General features: G+C 71.0%; 16 protein-coding genes. 4 read left to right on the forward strand and 12 right to left on the reverse strand.

Annotation, left to right across the window (positions count from 1 at the left end; translation table 11 throughout):
• Positions 1–11 precede the first annotated feature (11 nt).
• The 7 genes from ACYVOO_RS36305 to ACYVOO_RS36335 form a co-directional block, all read right to left on the reverse strand.
• Entirely contained in the window at positions 12–1,217 is a 1,206-nt protein-coding gene (locus tag ACYVOO_RS36305; protein WP_461019991.1) for an acyl-CoA dehydrogenase family protein, read from the reverse strand.
• 1 nt (position 1,218) lies between these two features.
• Positions 1,219–1,749: a MaoC family dehydratase gene (locus ACYVOO_RS36310; protein WP_453343629.1), complete on the reverse strand. Its 531-nt coding sequence runs from the start codon at positions 1,747–1,749 to the stop codon at positions 1,219–1,221.
• 2 nt (positions 1,750–1,751) lie between these two features.
• The gene (locus ACYVOO_RS36315; RefSeq protein WP_453343630.1) at positions 1,752–2,714 is read right to left on the reverse strand and encodes an HpcH/HpaI aldolase/citrate lyase family protein; all 963 of its coding nucleotides are present in this window, start codon (positions 2,712–2,714) and stop codon (positions 1,752–1,754) included.
• Complete coding sequence (locus tag ACYVOO_RS36320) at positions 2,711–4,825, reverse strand: protein meaA (RefSeq protein ID WP_461019992.1); 2,115 nt, start codon at positions 4,823–4,825, stop codon at positions 2,711–2,713. Before ACYVOO_RS36320 ends, ACYVOO_RS36315 begins: the two co-directional genes overlap by 4 nt.
• 81 nt (positions 4,826–4,906) lie before the next feature.
• Entirely contained in the window at positions 4,907–6,250 is a 1,344-nt protein-coding gene (gene ccrA, locus ACYVOO_RS36325) for a crotonyl-CoA carboxylase/reductase (RefSeq protein WP_461020071.1), read from the reverse strand.
• A 551-nt stretch (positions 6,251–6,801) separates the two neighbouring features.
• Complete coding sequence (locus ACYVOO_RS36330; RefSeq protein ID WP_461019993.1) at positions 6,802–7,599, reverse strand: TetR family transcriptional regulator; 798 nt, start codon at positions 7,597–7,599, stop codon at positions 6,802–6,804.
• 89 nt (positions 7,600–7,688) lie between these two features.
• Entirely contained in the window at positions 7,689–9,482 is a 1,794-nt protein-coding gene (locus ACYVOO_RS36335; protein WP_461019994.1) for a 3-hydroxyacyl-CoA dehydrogenase family protein, read from the reverse strand.
• Positions 9,483–9,891: 409 nt separating this feature from the next.
• Between ACYVOO_RS36335 and ACYVOO_RS36340 the strand changes: the two genes are divergently transcribed.
• On the forward strand, positions 9,892–10,494 hold the full coding sequence (locus ACYVOO_RS36340) for a HEAT repeat domain-containing protein (RefSeq protein WP_461019995.1): 603 nt from the start codon (positions 9,892–9,894) through the stop codon (positions 10,492–10,494).
• A gap of 53 nt (positions 10,495–10,547) precedes the next feature.
• On the opposite strand, the gene ACYVOO_RS36345 is transcribed toward ACYVOO_RS36340, so the two are convergent.
• Positions 10,548–11,060, reverse strand: a complete 513-nt coding sequence (locus ACYVOO_RS36345; RefSeq protein WP_461020072.1) for a GNAT family N-acetyltransferase — start codon at positions 11,058–11,060, stop codon at positions 10,548–10,550.
• Between the two features lie 58 nt (positions 11,061–11,118).
• Positions 11,119–11,649, reverse strand: a complete 531-nt coding sequence (locus tag ACYVOO_RS36350) for a pyridoxamine 5'-phosphate oxidase family protein (RefSeq protein WP_461019996.1) — start codon at positions 11,647–11,649, stop codon at positions 11,119–11,121.
• Positions 11,650–11,813: 164 nt separating this feature from the next.
• Between ACYVOO_RS36350 and ACYVOO_RS36355 the strand changes: the two genes are divergently transcribed.
• Entirely contained in the window at positions 11,814–12,284 is a 471-nt protein-coding gene (locus tag ACYVOO_RS36355; protein WP_461019997.1) for an ATP-binding protein, read from the forward strand.
• Between the two features lie 128 nt (positions 12,285–12,412).
• On the opposite strand, the gene ACYVOO_RS36360 is transcribed toward ACYVOO_RS36355, so the two are convergent.
• From ACYVOO_RS36360 to ACYVOO_RS36370, 3 genes are all read right to left on the reverse strand, one after another.
• Positions 12,413–12,835, reverse strand: a complete 423-nt coding sequence (locus ACYVOO_RS36360) for a heavy metal-responsive transcriptional regulator (RefSeq protein ID WP_461019998.1) — start codon at positions 12,833–12,835, stop codon at positions 12,413–12,415.
• 9 nt (positions 12,836–12,844) lie between these two features.
• Complete coding sequence (locus ACYVOO_RS36365) at positions 12,845–13,276, reverse strand: RidA family protein (RefSeq protein WP_461020073.1); 432 nt, start codon at positions 13,274–13,276, stop codon at positions 12,845–12,847.
• A gap of 96 nt (positions 13,277–13,372) precedes the next feature.
• Positions 13,373–14,407 (reverse strand): Rv2578c family radical SAM protein, encoded by a 1,035-nt coding sequence (locus tag ACYVOO_RS36370; protein ID WP_461019999.1) that lies wholly within the window; start codon positions 14,405–14,407, stop codon positions 13,373–13,375.
• 167 nt (positions 14,408–14,574) lie between these two features.
• Between ACYVOO_RS36370 and ACYVOO_RS36375 the strand changes: the two genes are divergently transcribed.
• Positions 14,575–15,021: an SRPBCC family protein gene (locus ACYVOO_RS36375; RefSeq protein ID WP_461020000.1), complete on the forward strand. Its 447-nt coding sequence runs from the start codon at positions 14,575–14,577 to the stop codon at positions 15,019–15,021.
• Positions 15,022–15,178: 157 nt separating this feature from the next.
• The gene (locus ACYVOO_RS36380) at positions 15,179–17,647 is read left to right on the forward strand and encodes a SpoIIE family protein phosphatase (protein WP_461020001.1); all 2,469 of its coding nucleotides are present in this window, start codon (positions 15,179–15,181) and stop codon (positions 17,645–17,647) included.
• Positions 17,648–17,741: the final 94 nt, after the last annotated feature.

Genomic DNA, 17,741 nt, shown 5'->3' on the forward strand with positions numbered 1-17,741 from the left:
AAAAAGGACATTCAGCCCTGGAAGCGGTACTCCTCCAGCAGGCGGCGGCCCACGATCATTTTCTGGATCTCGGCGGTTCCTTCGCCGATCAAGAGCATCGGCGCCTCTCGGTAGAGCCGCTCGATCTCGTACTCCTTGCTGAAACCGTACCCGCCGTGGATACGGAACGCGTCCTCCACTACCTCCTTGCAGTACTCGGAGGCGAGATATTTGGCCATCCCCGCCTCAAGGTCATTGCGCTGTCCGGAGTCCTTCTTGCGGGCAGCGCCCACCATGAGCGCGTGCGCGGCCTCAACCTTGGTACCCATTTCGGCCAGCTTGAACTGGATGGCCTGGTGCTGGGCGATCGGCTTTCCGAAAGTATGGCGTTGCTGTGCGTAGTCGATGCCCAATTCGAAGGCACGCTGCGCCACGCCGCAACCACGCGCCGCGACATTCACGCGGCCGACCTCCACACCGTCCATCATCTGATAGAAGCCGCGGCCGGTCTCTCCGCCGAGCACGCGGTCGGCCGGAATTCGCAGGTCCTGCATGATGAGCTCGGTAGTGTCGACGCCCTTGTAGCCCATCTTGTCGATCTTCCCGGGGATGGTCAGGCCCGGCCTGACCTCGCCGAATCCCGGCTCCTTCTCCACCAGGAAGGTCGTCATGGACTTGTGCGGGGCCGTGCCCTCCGGGTGGCCCTCGTCGGTGCGGCACAGCACCGCGACGAGCGTCGAGGAGCCGCCGTTCGTCAGCCACATCTTCTGTCCGTTGAGCAGAAAATCGTCGCCGTCGCGCACGCCCTTGGAAGAGATGGCCGACACGTCGGAGCCGAGCGCGGGTTCCGACATCGAGAAGGCGCCCCGGATCTCGCCGGCCGCCATCCTCGGCAGGAAATACTCCTTCTGCTCCCGCGTTCCGTGCTGCTTGAGCATGTAGGCCACGATGAAGTGCGTGTTGATGATGCCCGACACGCTCATCCAGCCGCGTGCGATCTCCTCCACGCACAGCGCGTAAGTGAGCAGCGACTCCCCGAGGCCGCCGTACTCCTCCGGGATCATCAGACCGAAGATCCCGAGTTCCTTCAGTCCTTCGACTATCTCCGCGGGGTACTCGTCCTTGTGCTCCAGCTCCGTGGCGACAGGCAGGATCTCCTTGTCGACGAAACTACGGACGGTGGAGAGGATTTCCCGCTGGATCTCCGTCAGCCCGTCGGTCTGCGCGAGACGTCCCATCTCACTTCTCTCCCTTCCGCGCGGCCGGAGCCTCACGAAGCTCCGGGCGGCCCGGCTGTTCTCCGCCGCGCTCCTTGATGTACGCCTCCGTGGGCACCATCACCTTGCGCCGGAAGACGCACACCAGGGTGCCGTCCTGGTTGTAGCCCTTGGTCTCCACGTGCACGACACCCCGGTCGCTCTTGGACCGCGACGGCGTCTTGTCCAGCACCGTCGTCTCGCCGTAGATCGTGTCCCCGTGGAAGGTGGGGGCCACGTGCTTGAGCGACTCCACCTCCAGGTTGGCGATGGCCTTGCCCGAGACGTCCGGCACGGACATGCCCAGCAGCAGCGAGTAGACGTAGTTGCCGACGACGACGTTCTTGCCGAAGTCCGTCGTCCGCTCCGCGTAGTTGCTGTCCATGTGGAGCGGATGGTGGTTCATGGTGAGGAGGCAGAAGAGGTGGTCGTCGTACTCGGTGACCGTCTTGCCCGGCCAGTGCTTGTAGACGTCACCGACCGTGAACTCCTCGTAGGTGCGGCCGAACTGCATGATCACGCCTCCGGGGGCTCGAACGTCGTGGTGCGGCGCATGCCCGCCGCGCGGCCCTTGCCCGAGATGACCAGGGCCATCTTGCGGCTGGCCTCGTCGATCATCTCGTCGCCGAGCATCGCCGAGCCCTTCTTGCCGCCCTTCTCGGAGGTGAAGTACTCGTACGCGTCGAGGATCATCTCGGCGTGGTCGTAGTCCTCCTGGGAGGGCGAGAAGATCTCGTTCGACGCCTCGACCTGGCCCGGGTGCAGCACCCACTTGCCGTCGAAGCCGAGCGCGGCGGCGCGCTGGGCGACCTCGCGGTAGCCGTCGACGTTCTTGATCTGGAGGTAGGGCCCGTCGATCGCCTGGAGGTCGTGCGTACGGGCCGCCATCAGGATCCGCATCAGGATGTAGTGGTAGGCGTCCGCCGGGTAGCCGGGCGGCTGCTCGCCCACGACCAGGGACTTCATGTTGATGGACGCCATGAAGTCAGCGGGGCCGAAGATGATGGTCTCCACGCGCGGCGAGGCGGCGGCGATGGCGTCGACGTTGACGAGGCCCTTGGCGTTCTCGATCTGCGCCTCGATGCCGATCCGGCCGACCTCGTAGCCCATCGTGGTCTCGATCTGCGTCAGCAGCATGTCCAGGGCCTGCACCTGCTGCGCGTCCTGCACCTTCGGCAGCATGATGCAGTCCAGGTTGGCGCCCGCGCCCTCCACGACGGTGATCACGTCGCGGTACGTCCAGTGCGTCGTCCAGTCGTTGACCCGCACGACCCGGGTCTTGCCGGTCCAGTCGCCCTCGTTGAGGAACTTGACGATGGTGTGCCGCGCGTCGGGCTTGGCGAGCGGCGCGCAGGCGTCCTCCAGGTCGAGGAAGACCTGGTCGGCGGGGAGGCCCTGGGCCTTCTCCAGGAAGCGCGGATTGCTCCCGGGTACGGCGAGACAGGACCGCCGCGGACGGAGACGGTTGACGGGGCTCATGCGGGGACCTCCAGGGGGTCGAGCTGGTTCGCTGTGCGGATCTCGTCGACGATACGGCCGATGATCTCCGTGATGCCGAAGTCCTTCGGGGTGAAGACCGCCGCGACTCCGGCGGCCCTGAGCGCTTCGGCGTCGGCCGACGGGATGATGCCGCCGACGATCACGGGCATGTCGGTGACGCCCGTGCGGCGCAGTCGCGCCAGCACGTCCGGCACCAGCTCGGCGTGCGAGCCGGAGAGGATGGACAGGCCGACGCAGTGCACGTCCTCGGCGACGGCCGCCGAGACGATCTGTTCCGGGGTGAGCCTGATCCCCTGGTAGATCACCTCGAAGCCCGCGTCGCGGGCCCGTACGGCGATCTGCTCGGCTCCGTTGCTGTGCCCGTCGAGTCCTGGCTTGCCCACCAGCAGCCGGAGCTTGCCGACGCCGAGGTCGGCCGCCGTCGCGTCGACCTTCCGGCGCACCCCGTCCAGGGCCGAGCCCTCCTCGACGGGTACGGCGACGGGCGCGCTGCTCACACCCGTAGGGGCCCGGAACTCGCCGAACACCTCGCGCAGCGCGCCCGCCCACTCGCCGGTGGTCACCCCCGCGCGGGCGCACTCCAGGGTGGCCTCCATCAGGTTCGCTTCGGTGGCCGCCGCCTCCTTCAGCAACTGGAGCGCCTGCGCCGAGCGCGGGTGCACATACGGCTCGTCGCGCGTGGCACGCCACCGCCCGATGGCCTCCACGACCTGCTTCTCCGTCGCCGGGTCCACGGTCTGGATGACCGTGTCCAGGTCGGCGGTGAGCGGGTTCGGCTCCGTCGACTCGTAGCAGTTGACGCCGACGATCTTCTCGTCGCCCGACTCGATACGCCCGCGCCGCTCCGCGTGCGAGGCGACGAGCTGGGACTTGAGGTAGCCGGACTCGACGGCCGCCATGGCGCCGCCCATCTCCTCGATGCGCCGCATCTCGGTGAGGGACTCGTCGATCAGCTCCTCCACCTTCTTCTCGACGACGTGGGAGCCCGCGAAGATGTCCTCGTACTCCAGCAGATCGCTCTCGTGCGCCAGCACCTGCTGGATGCGCAGCGACCACTGCTGGTCCCAGGGCCGGGGGAGGCCCAGGGCCTCGTTCCAGGCGGGCAACTGGACGGCGCGGGCGCGCGCGTCCTTGGACAGGGTCACGGCCAGCATCTCCAGCACGATGCGCTGCACGTTGTTCTCGGGCTGGGCCTCGGTCAGGCCGAGGGAGTTGACCTGCACGCCGTAGCGGAAGCGGCGCTGCTTGGGGTTCTCGATGCCGTACCGCTCGCGGGTGACCTTGTCCCAGATGCGGGTGAAGGCCCGCATCTTGCACATCTCCTCGACGAAGCGGACGCCCGCGTTCACGAAGAACGAGATGCGGGCCACCACGTCGCCCATCCGCTCCTGCGGCACCTGCCCGGAGTCGCGCACGGCGTCGAGGACGGCGACGGCCGTGCTCATCGCGTACGCGATCTCCTGGACGGGCGTCGCCCCGGCCTCCTGGAGGTGGTACGAGCAGATGTTGATCGGGTTCCACTTGGGGATGTGGCTGACGGTGTACGCGATCATGTCCGTGGTCAGGCGCAGGGACGGCACCGGCGGGAAGACGTGCGTCCCGCGGGAGAGGTACTCCTTGACGATGTCGTTCTGCGTCGTCCCCTGGAGCCGGGAGATGTCGGCGCCCTGCTCCTCGGCGACCACCTGGTAGAGCGCCAGCAGCCACATGGCCGTGGCGTTGATGGTCATCGAGGTGTTCATCTGTTCCAGCGGGATGCCCTCGAACAGCCTCCGCATGTCACCCAGATGGGAGACCGGGACCCCGACCCGGCCGACCTCGCCGCGGGCGAGGATGTGGTCGGGGTCGTATCCGGTCTGCGTCGGCAGGTCGAACGCGACCGACAGGCCGGTCTGCCCCTTGGCGAGGTTGCGCCGGTACAGCTCGTTGGACGCCTCGGCCGTGGAGTGCCCTGCGTAGGTCCGCATCAGCCACGGACGGTCCCTTTTCCTGTGTTCGCTCGCCTCCGGGCGCTCCGGTCCGGCACCGGCACTCCCCGGCGCTGCGCTCCGCTCGTTCCTCGCTGCGCTTGACCTCGTCGCTTTCGGCACCGGCGCGCCCTTTGGCTCACTCGCCCCGAGGGGCTCTGCCGGATCAGTGAGGGGTTCTGCTGGATCAGTCACGGACTGGCCTCACACGTTCCGGAAGAGGTTGATGCCGTCGATGTGGCGGGCCCGCTTCTCCTCGTCGCGCACGCCGAGTCCCTCCTCGGGGGCCAGCGCGAGGACGCCGACCTTGCCCTGGTGGAGGTTGCGGTGCACGTCGTAGGCGGCCTGCCCGGTCTCGTCCAGGCGGTACGTCTTCGACAGCGTCGGGTGGATCTTCCCCTTGGTGATCAGCCGGTTCGCCTCCCACGCCTCGCGGTAGTTCGCGAAGTGGGAGCCGACGATCCGCTTGAGCGACATCCACAGGTAGCGGTTGTCGTAGGAGTGGTCGTAGCCCGAGGTGGAGGCGCAGGTCACGATGGTGCCGCCCTTGCGCGTGACGTAGACGCTCGCGCCGAACGTCTCGCGGCCCGGGTGCTCGAAGACGATGTCCACGTCCTCGCCGCCGGTCAGCTCGCGGATGCGCTTGCCGAAGCGCTTCCACTCCTTCGGGTCCTGGTGGTGCTCGTCCTTCCAGAACCGGTAGCCCTCGGCGTTCCGGTCGATGATCGCCTCCGCGCCCATCCGGCGGCAGATCTCCGCCTTCTGGTCGCTGGAGACGACGCAGATCGGGGTGGCGCCACCGGCCAGCGCGAACTGCGTCGCGTACGAGCCGAGGCCGCCGCTGGCGCCCCAGATCAGCACGTTGTCGCCCTGCTTCATGCCGGCGCCGTTGCGGGAGACGAGCTGCCGGTAAGCGGTGGAGTTGACCAGCCCCGGAGCCGCGGCCTCCTCCCAGCTCAGGTGGTCGGGCTTGGGCATGAGCTGGTTCGACTTGACCAGCGCGACCTCGGCGAGCCCGCCGAAGTTGGTCTCGAAGCCCCAGATGCGCTGCTCGGGGTCGAGCATCGTGTCGTTGTGCCCGTCCGCGCTCTCCAGCTCGACGGACAGGCAGTGCGCCACGACCTCGTCGCCCGGGTGCCAGGCGTTCACCCCTGGCCCGGTGCGCAGGACGACGCCCGCCAGGTCGGAGCCGATGACGTGGTACGGGAGGTCGTGCCGCTTGGTGAGCGGGGAGAGGCGCCCGTACCGCTCCAGGAACGCGAAGGTCGAGACGGGCTCGAAGATCGACGTCCACACGGAGTTGTAGTTGACCGAGGAGGCCATGACGGCCACCAGTGCCTCGCCCGGGCCCAGCTCGGGCACGGCGACGTCTTCGACGTGCAGCGACTTGCGCGGGTCCTTCTCCCGCGAGGGGAGGCCGTCGAACATCTCGGCCTCGTCCTTGTGCACGGTCACCGCGCGGTAGGACTCCGGGAGGGGGAGGTTCGCGAAGTCGTCTGCGGTCGTGTCGGACGCGAGGATCGCGTCGAGGATCTTGTTCACGGTAATGCCTCCGGCGAAGCGCTGATGAGGGAGAAACGCTTGAGGGGTCGTCGGTTGTGAGGCAGTGCCGTCGGTTCGGCTCAGTGGTGCGTGAGGGGCGGCGCCGGGTGGGGCGCCTATTGAGATTGCCTGTGACGCAGGCGTCCGGACGTACGCGGGGTAGAGCCGCTGGGACAGCGCCCGGACTACTTCACGGTATGACACCCAGTGCCAGCGCACAAGACACTGCGTGCCTTTTTCGTCTCGACGGTGCCCCCGCCTGTGGCGGCAACCCTTTCCCGCCGCGACGGTCCCCCCGCCGTGACGGCAACCCTTCTCCCGCCGCGACGGTGGCGCGCCAGGACGGTGGATACCGGCGGTGCCGAACAGGCCAGACCCGGACCCGGACAGGGATGGACGCGGCCACACGGCGAGCCGGGTAACAGGGCGCGAGGCCAGGGCTCCCGGGCCGCACGTCGCGCCGAGTCACAGGGCGCCCCGGACCACAACGCGTACCGATCACAACGCGCGCGGGGCCACCGGGCGCACCCGCGATGTGACGTCGGCGCAGGGAGGCGTCAGCCGCGCTGGAGCGCCTGCTCGATCGTGCGCATGATCTCGCCGAGCGGCGCATCCGTGCGCGCGACAGTGACCAGCACCTCGTCCTCCCGCGACACCGTCGCGGACGCGGAAGCGGTCGCCGAGGACCCGTCCCCGGCGACGAGCCGGGACGCGCCGAGCCCCGTCCCGAACGTCTTGCGGACGATCGCGAAGGCGTGGTCCAACTGCGCCTCCACGTCACCCACCGCACCCCCGCGCAGCCACCGCCGCAGCACATGGTTGTGCGCGGTGACCACGGCGGACGCCGCGACCTCGGCGAGCAGCGGCTCGTCGAAGTCGCCGCCCCCGTCGCGGTGCGCCGCCTCGTCGAAGTGCCCCAGCAGATAGCGGGTGAACAGCCGCTCGTACCGCGCGACGGAGGCGATCTCGCGCTCGCGCAGCGCGGGCACCTCGCGCGTCAGCTTGTACCGCTCCACGCTGCCCTTCGGCGAGGACGCGTACATCTTCATGACTTCCTTGATGCCGCGGCACACCGTGTCGAGCGGGTTCTCGTGTGCGGGTGCCGCCTCCAGCACGGCCTGGGCCCGTACGAGTGTGTCGTCGTGGTCCGGGAAGATCGCCTCTTCCTTGGAGCGGAAGTGCCGGAAGAACGTGCGCCGTGCCACACCGGCCTGCGCGGCGATCTCATCGACGGTCGTCGCTTCGTAACCCTTCGTCGCGAACAGCTCCATCGCCGCCGCCGCCAACTCACGGCGCATCTTCAGACGCTGGGACGACGCGGCATGCGAACGGGAAGGCTTCACGGGCTCCGACATGTGTGGAACGTTACATGCTGTGACGGACTCCAGGGACGGGCCGCTGTTGCCCGAGGGCTCCAGCAGCCCGCCCCACCGGGAGGCCCGCGTCACTGGCGCGCGTACTCGCGGAAGCCCCGCCCCGTCTTCCGGCCCAGACACCCAGCGGCCACGAGGTGCTCCAGCAGCGGCGCGGGCGCCAGCCCCGGGTCGCGGAACTCGCGGTGCAGCACCTGCTCGATGGCGAGGGACACGTCCAGCCCGACGACGTCGAGCAGCTCGAAGGGCCCCATGGGGTAGCCGCCGCCGAGCTTCATCGCGGCGTCGATGTCCTCCAGGCTGGCGTAGTGCTCCTGGACCATCTTCACGGCGTTGTTGAGGTACGGGAACAGCAGCGCGTTCACGATGAAGCCCGCGCGGTCGCCGCAGTCCACCGGGTGCTTGCGGACGGCCGCGCACACCTCGCGGACGGTGGCGTGCGCCTCGTCGCCGGTCAGCACCGTGCGCACGACCTCGACGAGCTTCATGGCGGGCGCCGGGTTGAAGAAGTGCATGCCGATGACGTCCTGCGGGCGCGAGGTCGCGCGGGCGCAGGCGACGACGGGGAGGGACGAGGTCGTGGTGGCCAGCACCGCGCCCGGCTTGCACACCTTGTCCAGGGCCGCGAAGAGCTGCCGCTTGACCTCCAGGTGCTCCGCGACCGCCTCGACGGCCAGATCCACCTCGGCCAGCGCCTCCAGGCTCCCGGCGGCCGTGATCCGGGCCAGCGCCGCGTCCCGGTCCTCCTGGCTCAGCCGCCCCTTCTTCACGGACCGGTCGAGGGAGGAGGCGACGCGCGCCTTCGCCTTCTCGGCCTTCGCCTCGCCGCGCGCCGCGAGCACGGTCGCGTAGCCCGCCTTCGCGAAGACCTCCGCGATGCCGCTGGCCATGGTGCCCGAGCCCGCGACGCCGACGGCGTGCACGGGGCGCGCGGAAGCGCCGGTGCCCGTCGCGTCGGGGCTCAGCGCGTCCGGGACCGTCACGGAGCTGCCGGGCGCCTCGTACGTGTAGAAGCCGCGCCCCGCCTTCCGCCCCGTCAGCCCGGCCTCGCTGAGCTGACGCAGCACGGGCGCCGGTGCGTGCAGCCTGTCGTGGGACTCGGCGTACATCGCGTCGAGGACGGTGCGGGCCGTGTCCACGCCGATCAGGTCCAGCAGCGCGAGCGGGCCCATCGGCAGCCCGCAGCCCAGCTTCATCGCGGCGTCGATGTCCTCGCGGCTGGCGTAGCGCGACTCGTACATCGCCGCCGCCTGGTTGAGGTAGCCGAAGAGCAGCCCGTCGGCGACGAAGCCGGGGCGGTCGCCCACCGCGATGGGCTCCTTGCCCAGCTCCTGCGCGAGCGCCGTCACCGCCGCCACGGCCTCGGGCGAGGTCAGGACGGAGGAGACGACCTCGACGAGCTTCATGGCGGGCGCCGGGTTGAAGAAGTGCAGGCCCAGCACGCGCTCGGGGCGGTCGGAGTCGGCGGCCAGCCGCGTCACGGACAGCGCGTTGGTGCCGGTGGCGAGGATCGTGTCCGGCTTGACGACCGTGTCGAGGGCGGCGAAGACCTGGCACTTGGTGTCGTAGTCCTCGGGCACGACCTCGATCACGAGGTCCGCCTCGGCGGCGGCCTGGAGGTCGGGGAAGGTGCGGAAGCGCGCCAGCGCGTCCCGTCGCTCGGCCTCGGTCATCCGCTCGCGGCGCACGGCGCGCGCGGTGGAGGCTTCGAGAGCTGTGGTGGCGTTGCGCGCAGCCGCGTCGTCGGTGTCGATGCCGATGACCTCGCGGCCCGCGCGGGCCAGGATCTCGGAGATGCCGGTGCCCATGGTGCCGAGGCCGACGACAGCGATCGTGTTCAGGGACTTCAGGGGCGGACGGTCCATCACGGGACTCCAGGAAATTCGGTGACACAGGCCCCCGGAGGGGCGTGCAGATGAGGGTGGGGCCGGGGCGCGGACACACGCGCACGCCAGGCGCGGAACGCACGGCGCGGCACGCGGAAACACGCGTACGGCGAGGGAGTTGTGAGCCTGTGCTTTCCGGGGGAAGCTGCGTCCGACGGCGGCTGTGCCGCGTGGACGCCGACCCCGGCGGCGGGTCCTGTCCCGGGACCCGGCCGTACTCGACATACCGAACCGACTGCACTCTCGGCGGCTGCGTCACCAGGCCGCCTGAGCGGGGGTACCGCTCTGATGAGCACCGTAACTCGTGGGTAACCAATGCGCCAGGGGTATGGCACACCCAAGGCTGTGGCAGGGACCACGTAGGGACCACGTGGGGAGGAAGGCGTAAGTGGGCGACCCATTCCGATCGTTGATCGATCGTTTACGAGGAGAGGCGGAGCCGGCCGAGTACGAGCGGCTGATCAAGCTCGCCAGGCAGAACACGCCCGAGGCCCGCGACCAGCTCGCCTCCGTGCTGACCGAGCCGGGGCGGCCCCTGTGGGCGCTGGAGTTCGCGGCCTTCGCGCTGGGCAGCGCGGGCGACGCGCGGGCCTTCGAGACGCTGATCTTCATGCTGAACTACCGCGACCCGGTCCGCTGCGCCACGGCCGCGCAGGCGCTGGCGCGGCTGCGCGACCCGCGCACCGCGCGCGCCGCCTCGGCCCTGGCGACGAACGAACTGCGGACCGCGTACGCCCTCCACGCGGTCCGCCTCCTCACCTCGCTCCGCGCCCCCGAATCCGTGCCCACCCTGATCTCCGTGCTCCAGCGGCTCCTGATGGGCCCGGTCCACTACTGGCCGATCGCGGAGGCGTGTGTGCAGGGGCTGGGCGCGCTGGGCGACCGCCGCGCCATCCCCGTCCTCGACGCGGCGGCCGAACACCACCGCCTCTCCCCGGCGGCGAAGGCGGCCCGCGCCCGCATACCCCCGCAGGTGCGGGGGCGGCGCTGAGGGGGGCGTTGGCGGCGGGGCGCGGCCGGGGGTACGGGAGCGGTGCGGGGGCGTCAGAGTGCGCGCCCGTACCGGATCTCGGGCACCGGTGTGCCGTCCACCTCGTACGTGCTCTCGGCGCCGTCGGCCGTGAAGCCCGCCCGTTCGTAGAACCGGCGGGCACGCGCGTTGCCCGTCACGACCCACAGCAGCATCCGACGGAACCCGCGCGCCCGGGCGCGCTCCAGCGCGGCGTCCATCAGCGCGCGCCCCGTGCCGGTGCCGATCAGCTCCGGCCGCACGTAGACCGCGTACAGCTCGGCGTCGTCGTCGGCGGCGGTGGCGCCCGCGCCGGTCCCCTGCCGGTACGGGCCGACCGCGGCCCAGCCCGTGACGGTGCCCGCCGCGTCCTCCGCGACGAGGTTGCTGACCCGGCCGAGCGTGGCCGCGAAGATCTCCCGCCGCCGCACGGCGCTCTCCTCGGCCGACATCGCGTCCAGATAGCCCTGGGGCATCAGCCCGGCGTACGCGTGCTGCCAGCCGCGCACGGTCAGTTCCGCGACCGCCGCGCTGTCGTCCGCCGCCATCTCCCGTACGCGCACGAGCGGATGATGACAGAGCGCCGCGCCCAGAACCCCGCGCTTGTCAGCCGTCCTCGCGCGGCGGGCTGTCGTCGTTGCCGCGGCGCACGACGCGCAGCGGGCGTCCGGGGCGCCAGGTCTCCAGCACCATGTCGGAGCCCTCGACGTACGTGCGCACCACCTCCGTCAGCTCGGTCCTGAAGAGGTGGAACACCTCCGGGAGCTCGCCCTCGGGAGCCGCCTCCGCGAAGCCGGCGAACACTTCGGGGTCCGTCACCTCGACGGCGCGCCCCGAGATCCGTACGTCGCCACCGTGTGCTGCCGTCACCATCTCCGTGCCGCTGCCGGGGTTGACGTGCAGCGAGAAGCGCGGGTCGCGTCGCAGGTCCAGGGCCTTGCGTGAGTTCGGCATCATGCCGAGCCACAGTTCACCGCGGCTGAAGTCGGCCTCGATGCCGCTCAGTCTCGGGGACCCGTCGGCGCGCAGCGTGGCGAGTACGTGGTGCTTGTACGGCTCGAAGCGCTTCACGGCGGTCTCGGCGAGGCCGGGTTCGGCTGCGGCGAAAGCGGACCAGTTGCAGGGGTCGTAGGTCATGCGGTCATGCTGGCGCGGATACCCGACATCTTCTGTCCGGATTGTGCGCGTGCCGGAGGTGGATCACCCCGCACGGTGGGTAGGACGCCGGACAGGGCCCTGTTGTCCATCGAGCAAGGTTGTCCATCGAGCAAGCTCGGCAGACCGGCAGGAGCGTGATCACCATGGCTTCCGCGGCCACCATGGCCACCACGGAATCCGACAGCGGCCATACGGCGCTCGCCCCGCGCGAGTACACGAGGCCACACATCCAGCGGCTGCCCCTCGCGCAGGCCGACGTCGACACCGCGCGCACCTTCACCCGTCAGTGCCTGAGGGGCTGGCAGTTCGCGGATCCCGGGTTCGCCTCGGAGGTGACGCTCGTCGTCAGCGAACTCGTCAACAACGCCTTCCAGCACGCCGAAGTCCCCGAGGAACTCCGGCTGATCCGGCGCCCCGGCGGTGTGCTGGTCGAGGTCGACGACATCGGCCCCGGCCGTCCGGTGCCCCTGCCCCCGAGCGCCGAACGCGGCCATGGGCGCGGCCTCGCCATCGTCGACGCGCTCGCCTGCCGCTGGACGGTGCGGGTGCGGGGGAGCGGGCGCAAGACGGTGCGCGCCGCCCTGGGGCACCCGGGCACGGCTGCCGCTGTCTGACGCCGAGGCGGAGACCGACGCCGACGCGGAGGCCGCCCGGCGGCTCGCCCGGCCGCCGGTCCCGTCCGGCCCGCCCGGCCGCCGACCCGGCGCGGGCCGGACGGGGGGCTGGAAGCGGGCCGGGCGGATCAGCCCGTACGGCCGCCGTCGAGCACCGCGCTGACGGCGCCGTTGTCGCCCTGCCCGCAGCGGTCTCCGGTGGCCTCGACCTCGACTTCGGCCTCGGTCAGGCGCCGCAGAGACGCCTTCACCCGCTCCAGCGCGGCGATGCGCGCCTCCACGTGGCGCAGGCGCTCCTCGATGAGTGCGGTGACGTGTCCGCAGGTGACGTGTCCCGCGTCGCGGAGGGACAGGACGCGTCTGACCTCGGCGAGCGTCAGACCCGCCGTCTGCGCCGCACGGATGAGCGCGAGGCGTTCGGCGGCGTCCGGGGGATAGTCGCGGTACCCGGACGGTGTGCGGGGAGGCGCGGGAAGGAGTCCCGCTTGCTCGTAGCACCGGATGGTCTTCGTGCTGACCCCGGCCGCGTGAGCGAGAGCACCGATGCGCATGCCTCCAGACTATGCCCCGGGCCTCTCCCCGCCCCGGCCTTCGCCGCCGCTCACGAGGGCGAACGCCTCGACCTCCAGCAGGAGATCGGGCCGGAAGAGCGCGGCCACCTGGACGGCGGTGCTGGCCGGGGGCCGTGCGGTGTCGATGTGCGCGTCGCGGGCCTCCCTGACCGCAGGGAGGATGCCGACGTCGGTCGTGTAGAAGGTCAGCTTCACCACGTCCTCGAAGGTGGCGCCCGCCTCGGCGAGGCAGCGGCGCAGGTTCTCGAAGACCTGGCAGGCCTGGGCAGCCGGGTCGCCAGGGCCGACGAGTTCGCCGTTCCCGTCGAGGGCGACCTGCCCGGAGACGGCGACGAAGCGGCCCTCGCCCCAGACGACATGGCTGTATCCGTTGCCCGGCGCGACGCCGGACGGTGTGGCGATGTGGGTGAGTGAGGACATGCGGCAGATGATCACCCGCGCGGTGCCGGACTGGCCACCGGATTTACGGGGCACTCGGGGAGTGTCGGTGTGTGTGGGGCGTCCGTCGGAGCAGGGTCAGAGCAGGGTGAGCTGCGTGCAGTGCGGGGAGTCCGGCTCCTGGGGCTCCTCCGGGCTGACCGAGATCCGCCGGGCCGCTCCGGGCGCCGAGGGCCCGATGCCGTACTCGGCCGCCAGCTCGTGGACCTGGCGCGTGATGCGGCGCTGGTACCACTTGGGCGCGTAGGCGCCGTCCGCGTACAGCGCCTCGTAGTGCCGCACGAGATGCGGGTGGTGCCGGCCGAGCCAGCTCATGTACCACTCGCGGGCGCCGGGCCGCAGATGGAGCGCCAGCGGGGTGACGGACGTCGCGCCCGCGGCGGCGACGGCCCGCACGGTGGCGCGCAACTGCGCGGGTGAGTCGCCGAGGAAGGGGATGACCGGGGCCATCAGGACCCCGCAGGGTATGCCGTGCTGGCTGAGCGTGCGCACGACGTCCAGGCGCCGCTCGGGCGCGGGCGTGCCCGGCTCGACGGTGCGCCACAGCTCCTCGTCCGTGAAGCCGACGGAGACGGAGACGCCGACGTCCGAGATCGCGGCGGCCGAGCGCAGCAGATCGAGATCGCGCAGGATCAGCGTGCCCTTCGTCAGGATCGAGAAGGGGTTCGCGTAGTCGCGCAGCGCCGTGAGGATGCCGGGCATCAGGCGGTAGCGGCCCTCGGCGCGCTGATAGCAGTCGACGTTGGTGCCCATGGCGATGTGCTCGCCGAGCCAGCGGCGGGACCCCAGCTCGCGGCGGAGCAGTTCGGGCGCGTTGACCTTGACGACGATCTGGGAGTCGAAGTCCTGGCCCGTGTCGAGGTCGAGATAGCGGTGGGTGCCGCGCGCGAAGCAGTACACGCAGGCGTGGGTGCAGCCGCGGTACGGGTTCACCGTCCATTCGAACGGCATCCGCGAGGCTCCCGGCACCCGGTTCACGAGCGAGCGGGCCCGGATCTCGTGGAAGGTGATGCCCCGGAACTCCGGGGTGTCGAACGTACGGGTCACGGCATCGGTACCGAAGAGCACGGGGTCGGCCGCCGCTCCGTCGCCGTTCAGGTTCTCCCAGCGCATGGAGCCTCCTCCTACCGGTGCCACGTTCTCGTACCCGAATAGAACACCTGTTCCCTTCGAGTCTGTCAACCCGGATTTGGGCGGCGGACCCGGGGGTGATTGGCTTGCCGCCAGGGGCCGTGGTGACCACCAGTGAGCCCCTTCAGGTGGCTACGACAGGAGGACTGATGGCGCAGGTCGAGGCGACCACGCAGCGTGAGATCGCCGCCAAGCCGGACGACGTGTTCGACGCGCTCGCCGACTACAGCGGGACCCGGCCCAAGCTGCTGCCGGAGCACTTCAGCGAGTACGAGGTGCGCGAGGGCGGCGACGGGGACGGCACCGTCGTGCACTGGAAGCTCCAGGCCACGAGCAAGCGGGTGCGCGACTGCCTGCTGGAGGTCACCGAGCCGACCGACGGCGAACTGGTCGAGAAGGACCGCAACTCCTCCATGGTCACCACCTGGAAGGTCACCCCCGGCACGGCCGAGGGCACCTCGCGCGTCGTGGTGACGACGGTGTGGAACGGCGCGGGCGGCATCGGCGGCTTCTTCGAGAAGACCTTCGCGCCCAAGGGGCTCGCCCGGATCTACGACGAGCTGCTCGGCAAGCTCGCCGCAGAGACGGAGAAGTGACGCGGAGCGTTCACGTCCCCCGGTGCCCGGCGGGCCCCTGAGCCTCCGGGCGCCGGGTGCCGGGCGTGGACGCCCCCGAGATTCCCCGTTGCCCCGCACCGCGCCCCCGCGCCGCCGTACCGTGGACACGGAGCCACGGGAAGGGAGAACGGTCCCCATGGAGCGAGCGGGAGAGACCGCGGAGGGGGCGCGACCCCTCCCGCTGGGACGCCTTCCGCTCGCGGTGGTCGTCGTCGACGGCGAGGGACTCGTCTCGCACTGGAGCACAGGTGCGCGCAAGCTCTTCGGGTACGCGCGCGAGGAAGCCGTCGGCGCGCTCGCGGTCGAACTCATGCCGATAGCCGGGGCATTCGGCGACGTCGCGGGCTGGCGTGGTGACGAGGGGCTGACCGGCGGGTTCGACCACCCGGGGCACACCGTGCGGAGCGAGGAGCGGGGCTGCGGGAGGACGGCGTACGCGACGGCCGGACGCGCCCGTACGGCCGATCCTGGCAGCGGCTCAGGGGACGTCGTCTGGTGGGCGTACCCCCTCGTGGGGCCCGACCCGGGGCGGCTGCTGGTGCTCGCCGCCGACGCGGCCCGTGTCCAGGAGGCCGACGAGGCCGAACACCACCGCGTCGCGCCCGGATTCGCCCTGCACACGGAGTTCCCCGGCTCCGACGAGCTGGCCGGCAGACTCCCCGAGATCCTGCCGAGCATGAGCCCCCAGGAGAGCGCGCGGATCGTCTCGCAGGTCCTCGAACTCGGCTACCCCGTGCTGGAGATCAGCCAGCACGAGAGGGTTCCCGTCACTCCCGACTGGGGCGTGCCCCGGCGGGTGGAGCGGCGCACGCGGCTGCTGCGCGCCGTCGAGGAGGCGGCCCCCGAGGACGCCGAGTCCGCCGCGCGCGAGCTGGAGTCGGACCTGGAGTACGCGGCCGTACGGGAGCGCCTGGAGTTCCTCAACGAGGTCAGCGGACGCATCGGTTCCTCGCTCGACCTCACCCGTACGATCCAGGAGGTCAGCGAGGCCGTCGTGCCCCGCTTCACCGACGTGGCCGGGACCTATCTGCGGGAGCAGGTCGTCGCGGGGGAGGGGTTCCCCGAGGGAGCCCCTGACGCGACGACGATGTGGCACCGGGTCGCCGTCGAGCACAACGACGAGCCGGGGCGCTGGGACGATGTGGTGCCGGTGGGCGAGTCGATGCCCTTCCCCGTGCACACGCCGTTCTTCCAGTGCATGACCACGGGCGAGCCCGTGCTGGTGCCGCGGATCAGCGAGGAGATGGGGCACGCCATCGCGGCGCAGTTCGAGAAGCGGGACATCAGCCCGCTGATCAACAACCGCTCCATGCTCGTGGTGCCGCTCAAGGCGCGCCACGTGGTGCTGGGCTTCATGATCCTGCTGCGGCACCGCTCGCGCGCCGAGTTCAACGACATGGACCGGGTGACGGGCGCCGAGCTGGCGGCGCGTGCGGGGCTCGTCCTGGACAACGCGCGGATGTACGCGTATCAGGAGAACGTCGCGGAGACGCTCCAGGACAGCATGCTGCCCCGCGTCCAGCCGCGCACGGCGGGCTGCGACACGGCCACCCGCTATCTTCCGGGCACCCGGCTGGGCCGCGTCGGCGGCGACTGGTTCGACACCATCAAGCTCCCCGGCTCGCGCACGGCCCTGGTCGTGGGCGACGTGATGGGGCACGGGCTCAACTCTGCGGCGATGATGGGCCAGTTGCGTACGGCCGTACAGACCCTCGCGGCCCTCGATCTGCCGCCCGCGCGGCTGCTGCGCAAGCTGGACGACCTCGCGCAGCGGCTGGGCGACAACTATCTGGCCACCTGTCTCTACGCCGTCTACGACCCGATCAGGGCCGAACTCCAGATGGCCAACGCCGGTCACATCCCGCCCGTTCTCGTGCGCGCGGCCGACGGGAACAGCCAACTGCTGGAGCTGCCGACCGGCGCGCCCATCGGGGTCGGCGAGGTGCCCTTCGAGACGGTGACGCTGGACGTCGCGCCCGGTGACCGGCTGGTGCTGTGCACGGACGGGCTCGTGGAGGTGCGCGGCGAGGACATCGGCGAGGGGCTCGCCGCGCTGTGCGAGTCGGCCGCGCACCCCGCCGCCTCCATGGACGACGCCTGCGACACGATCATCCGCGAGCTGGCCCGCACCACCACGGCGGGCCGCGCGGGCCGCAAGGACGACGTGGCCCTGCTGATGGCCCGCCTCAACGGCATCGGGCCCGAGGATGTGGCGGGCTGGAAGCTGCCCGCCGAGCCCCGGCAGGTGGTGCGGGCGCGGCGGCTGGCACGGGAACGGCTGGTGCGCTGGGGGCTGGCGGAACTGGACGGCGGCGCGGTCGGCACGGTGGGGGACGCCGTCGAGCTGCTGGTGAGCGAGGTCGTCACCAACTCCGTGCGGCACGCACGGAGTGAGCGGTTCGAACTCCGTCTGGTGCGCACCGACGTCCTGCTGTGCGAGGTGTCCGACGAGGATCCGGCGCTCCCGGTGCTCGTGGAGGCGGCGGAGGACGACCTGTACGGGCGCGGGCTGCGCGTCGTGAGCCGCCTGGCGCGCGAGTGGGGAACGAGCCGTTCCGTACGCGGCAAGACCGTGTGGTTCGAGCTGTCGCTGCCCGGACGCTGAGGCGGCCCCGAGCGCCGGGCGGCGCGCGCGTCGCCGTCCGGGCGCGTGCGCGGGGAAGGGGCTACGGGACGGGGCTCCGGCGGGGGTTGACGGG

The organism is Streptomyces daliensis, from assembly GCF_054782395.1.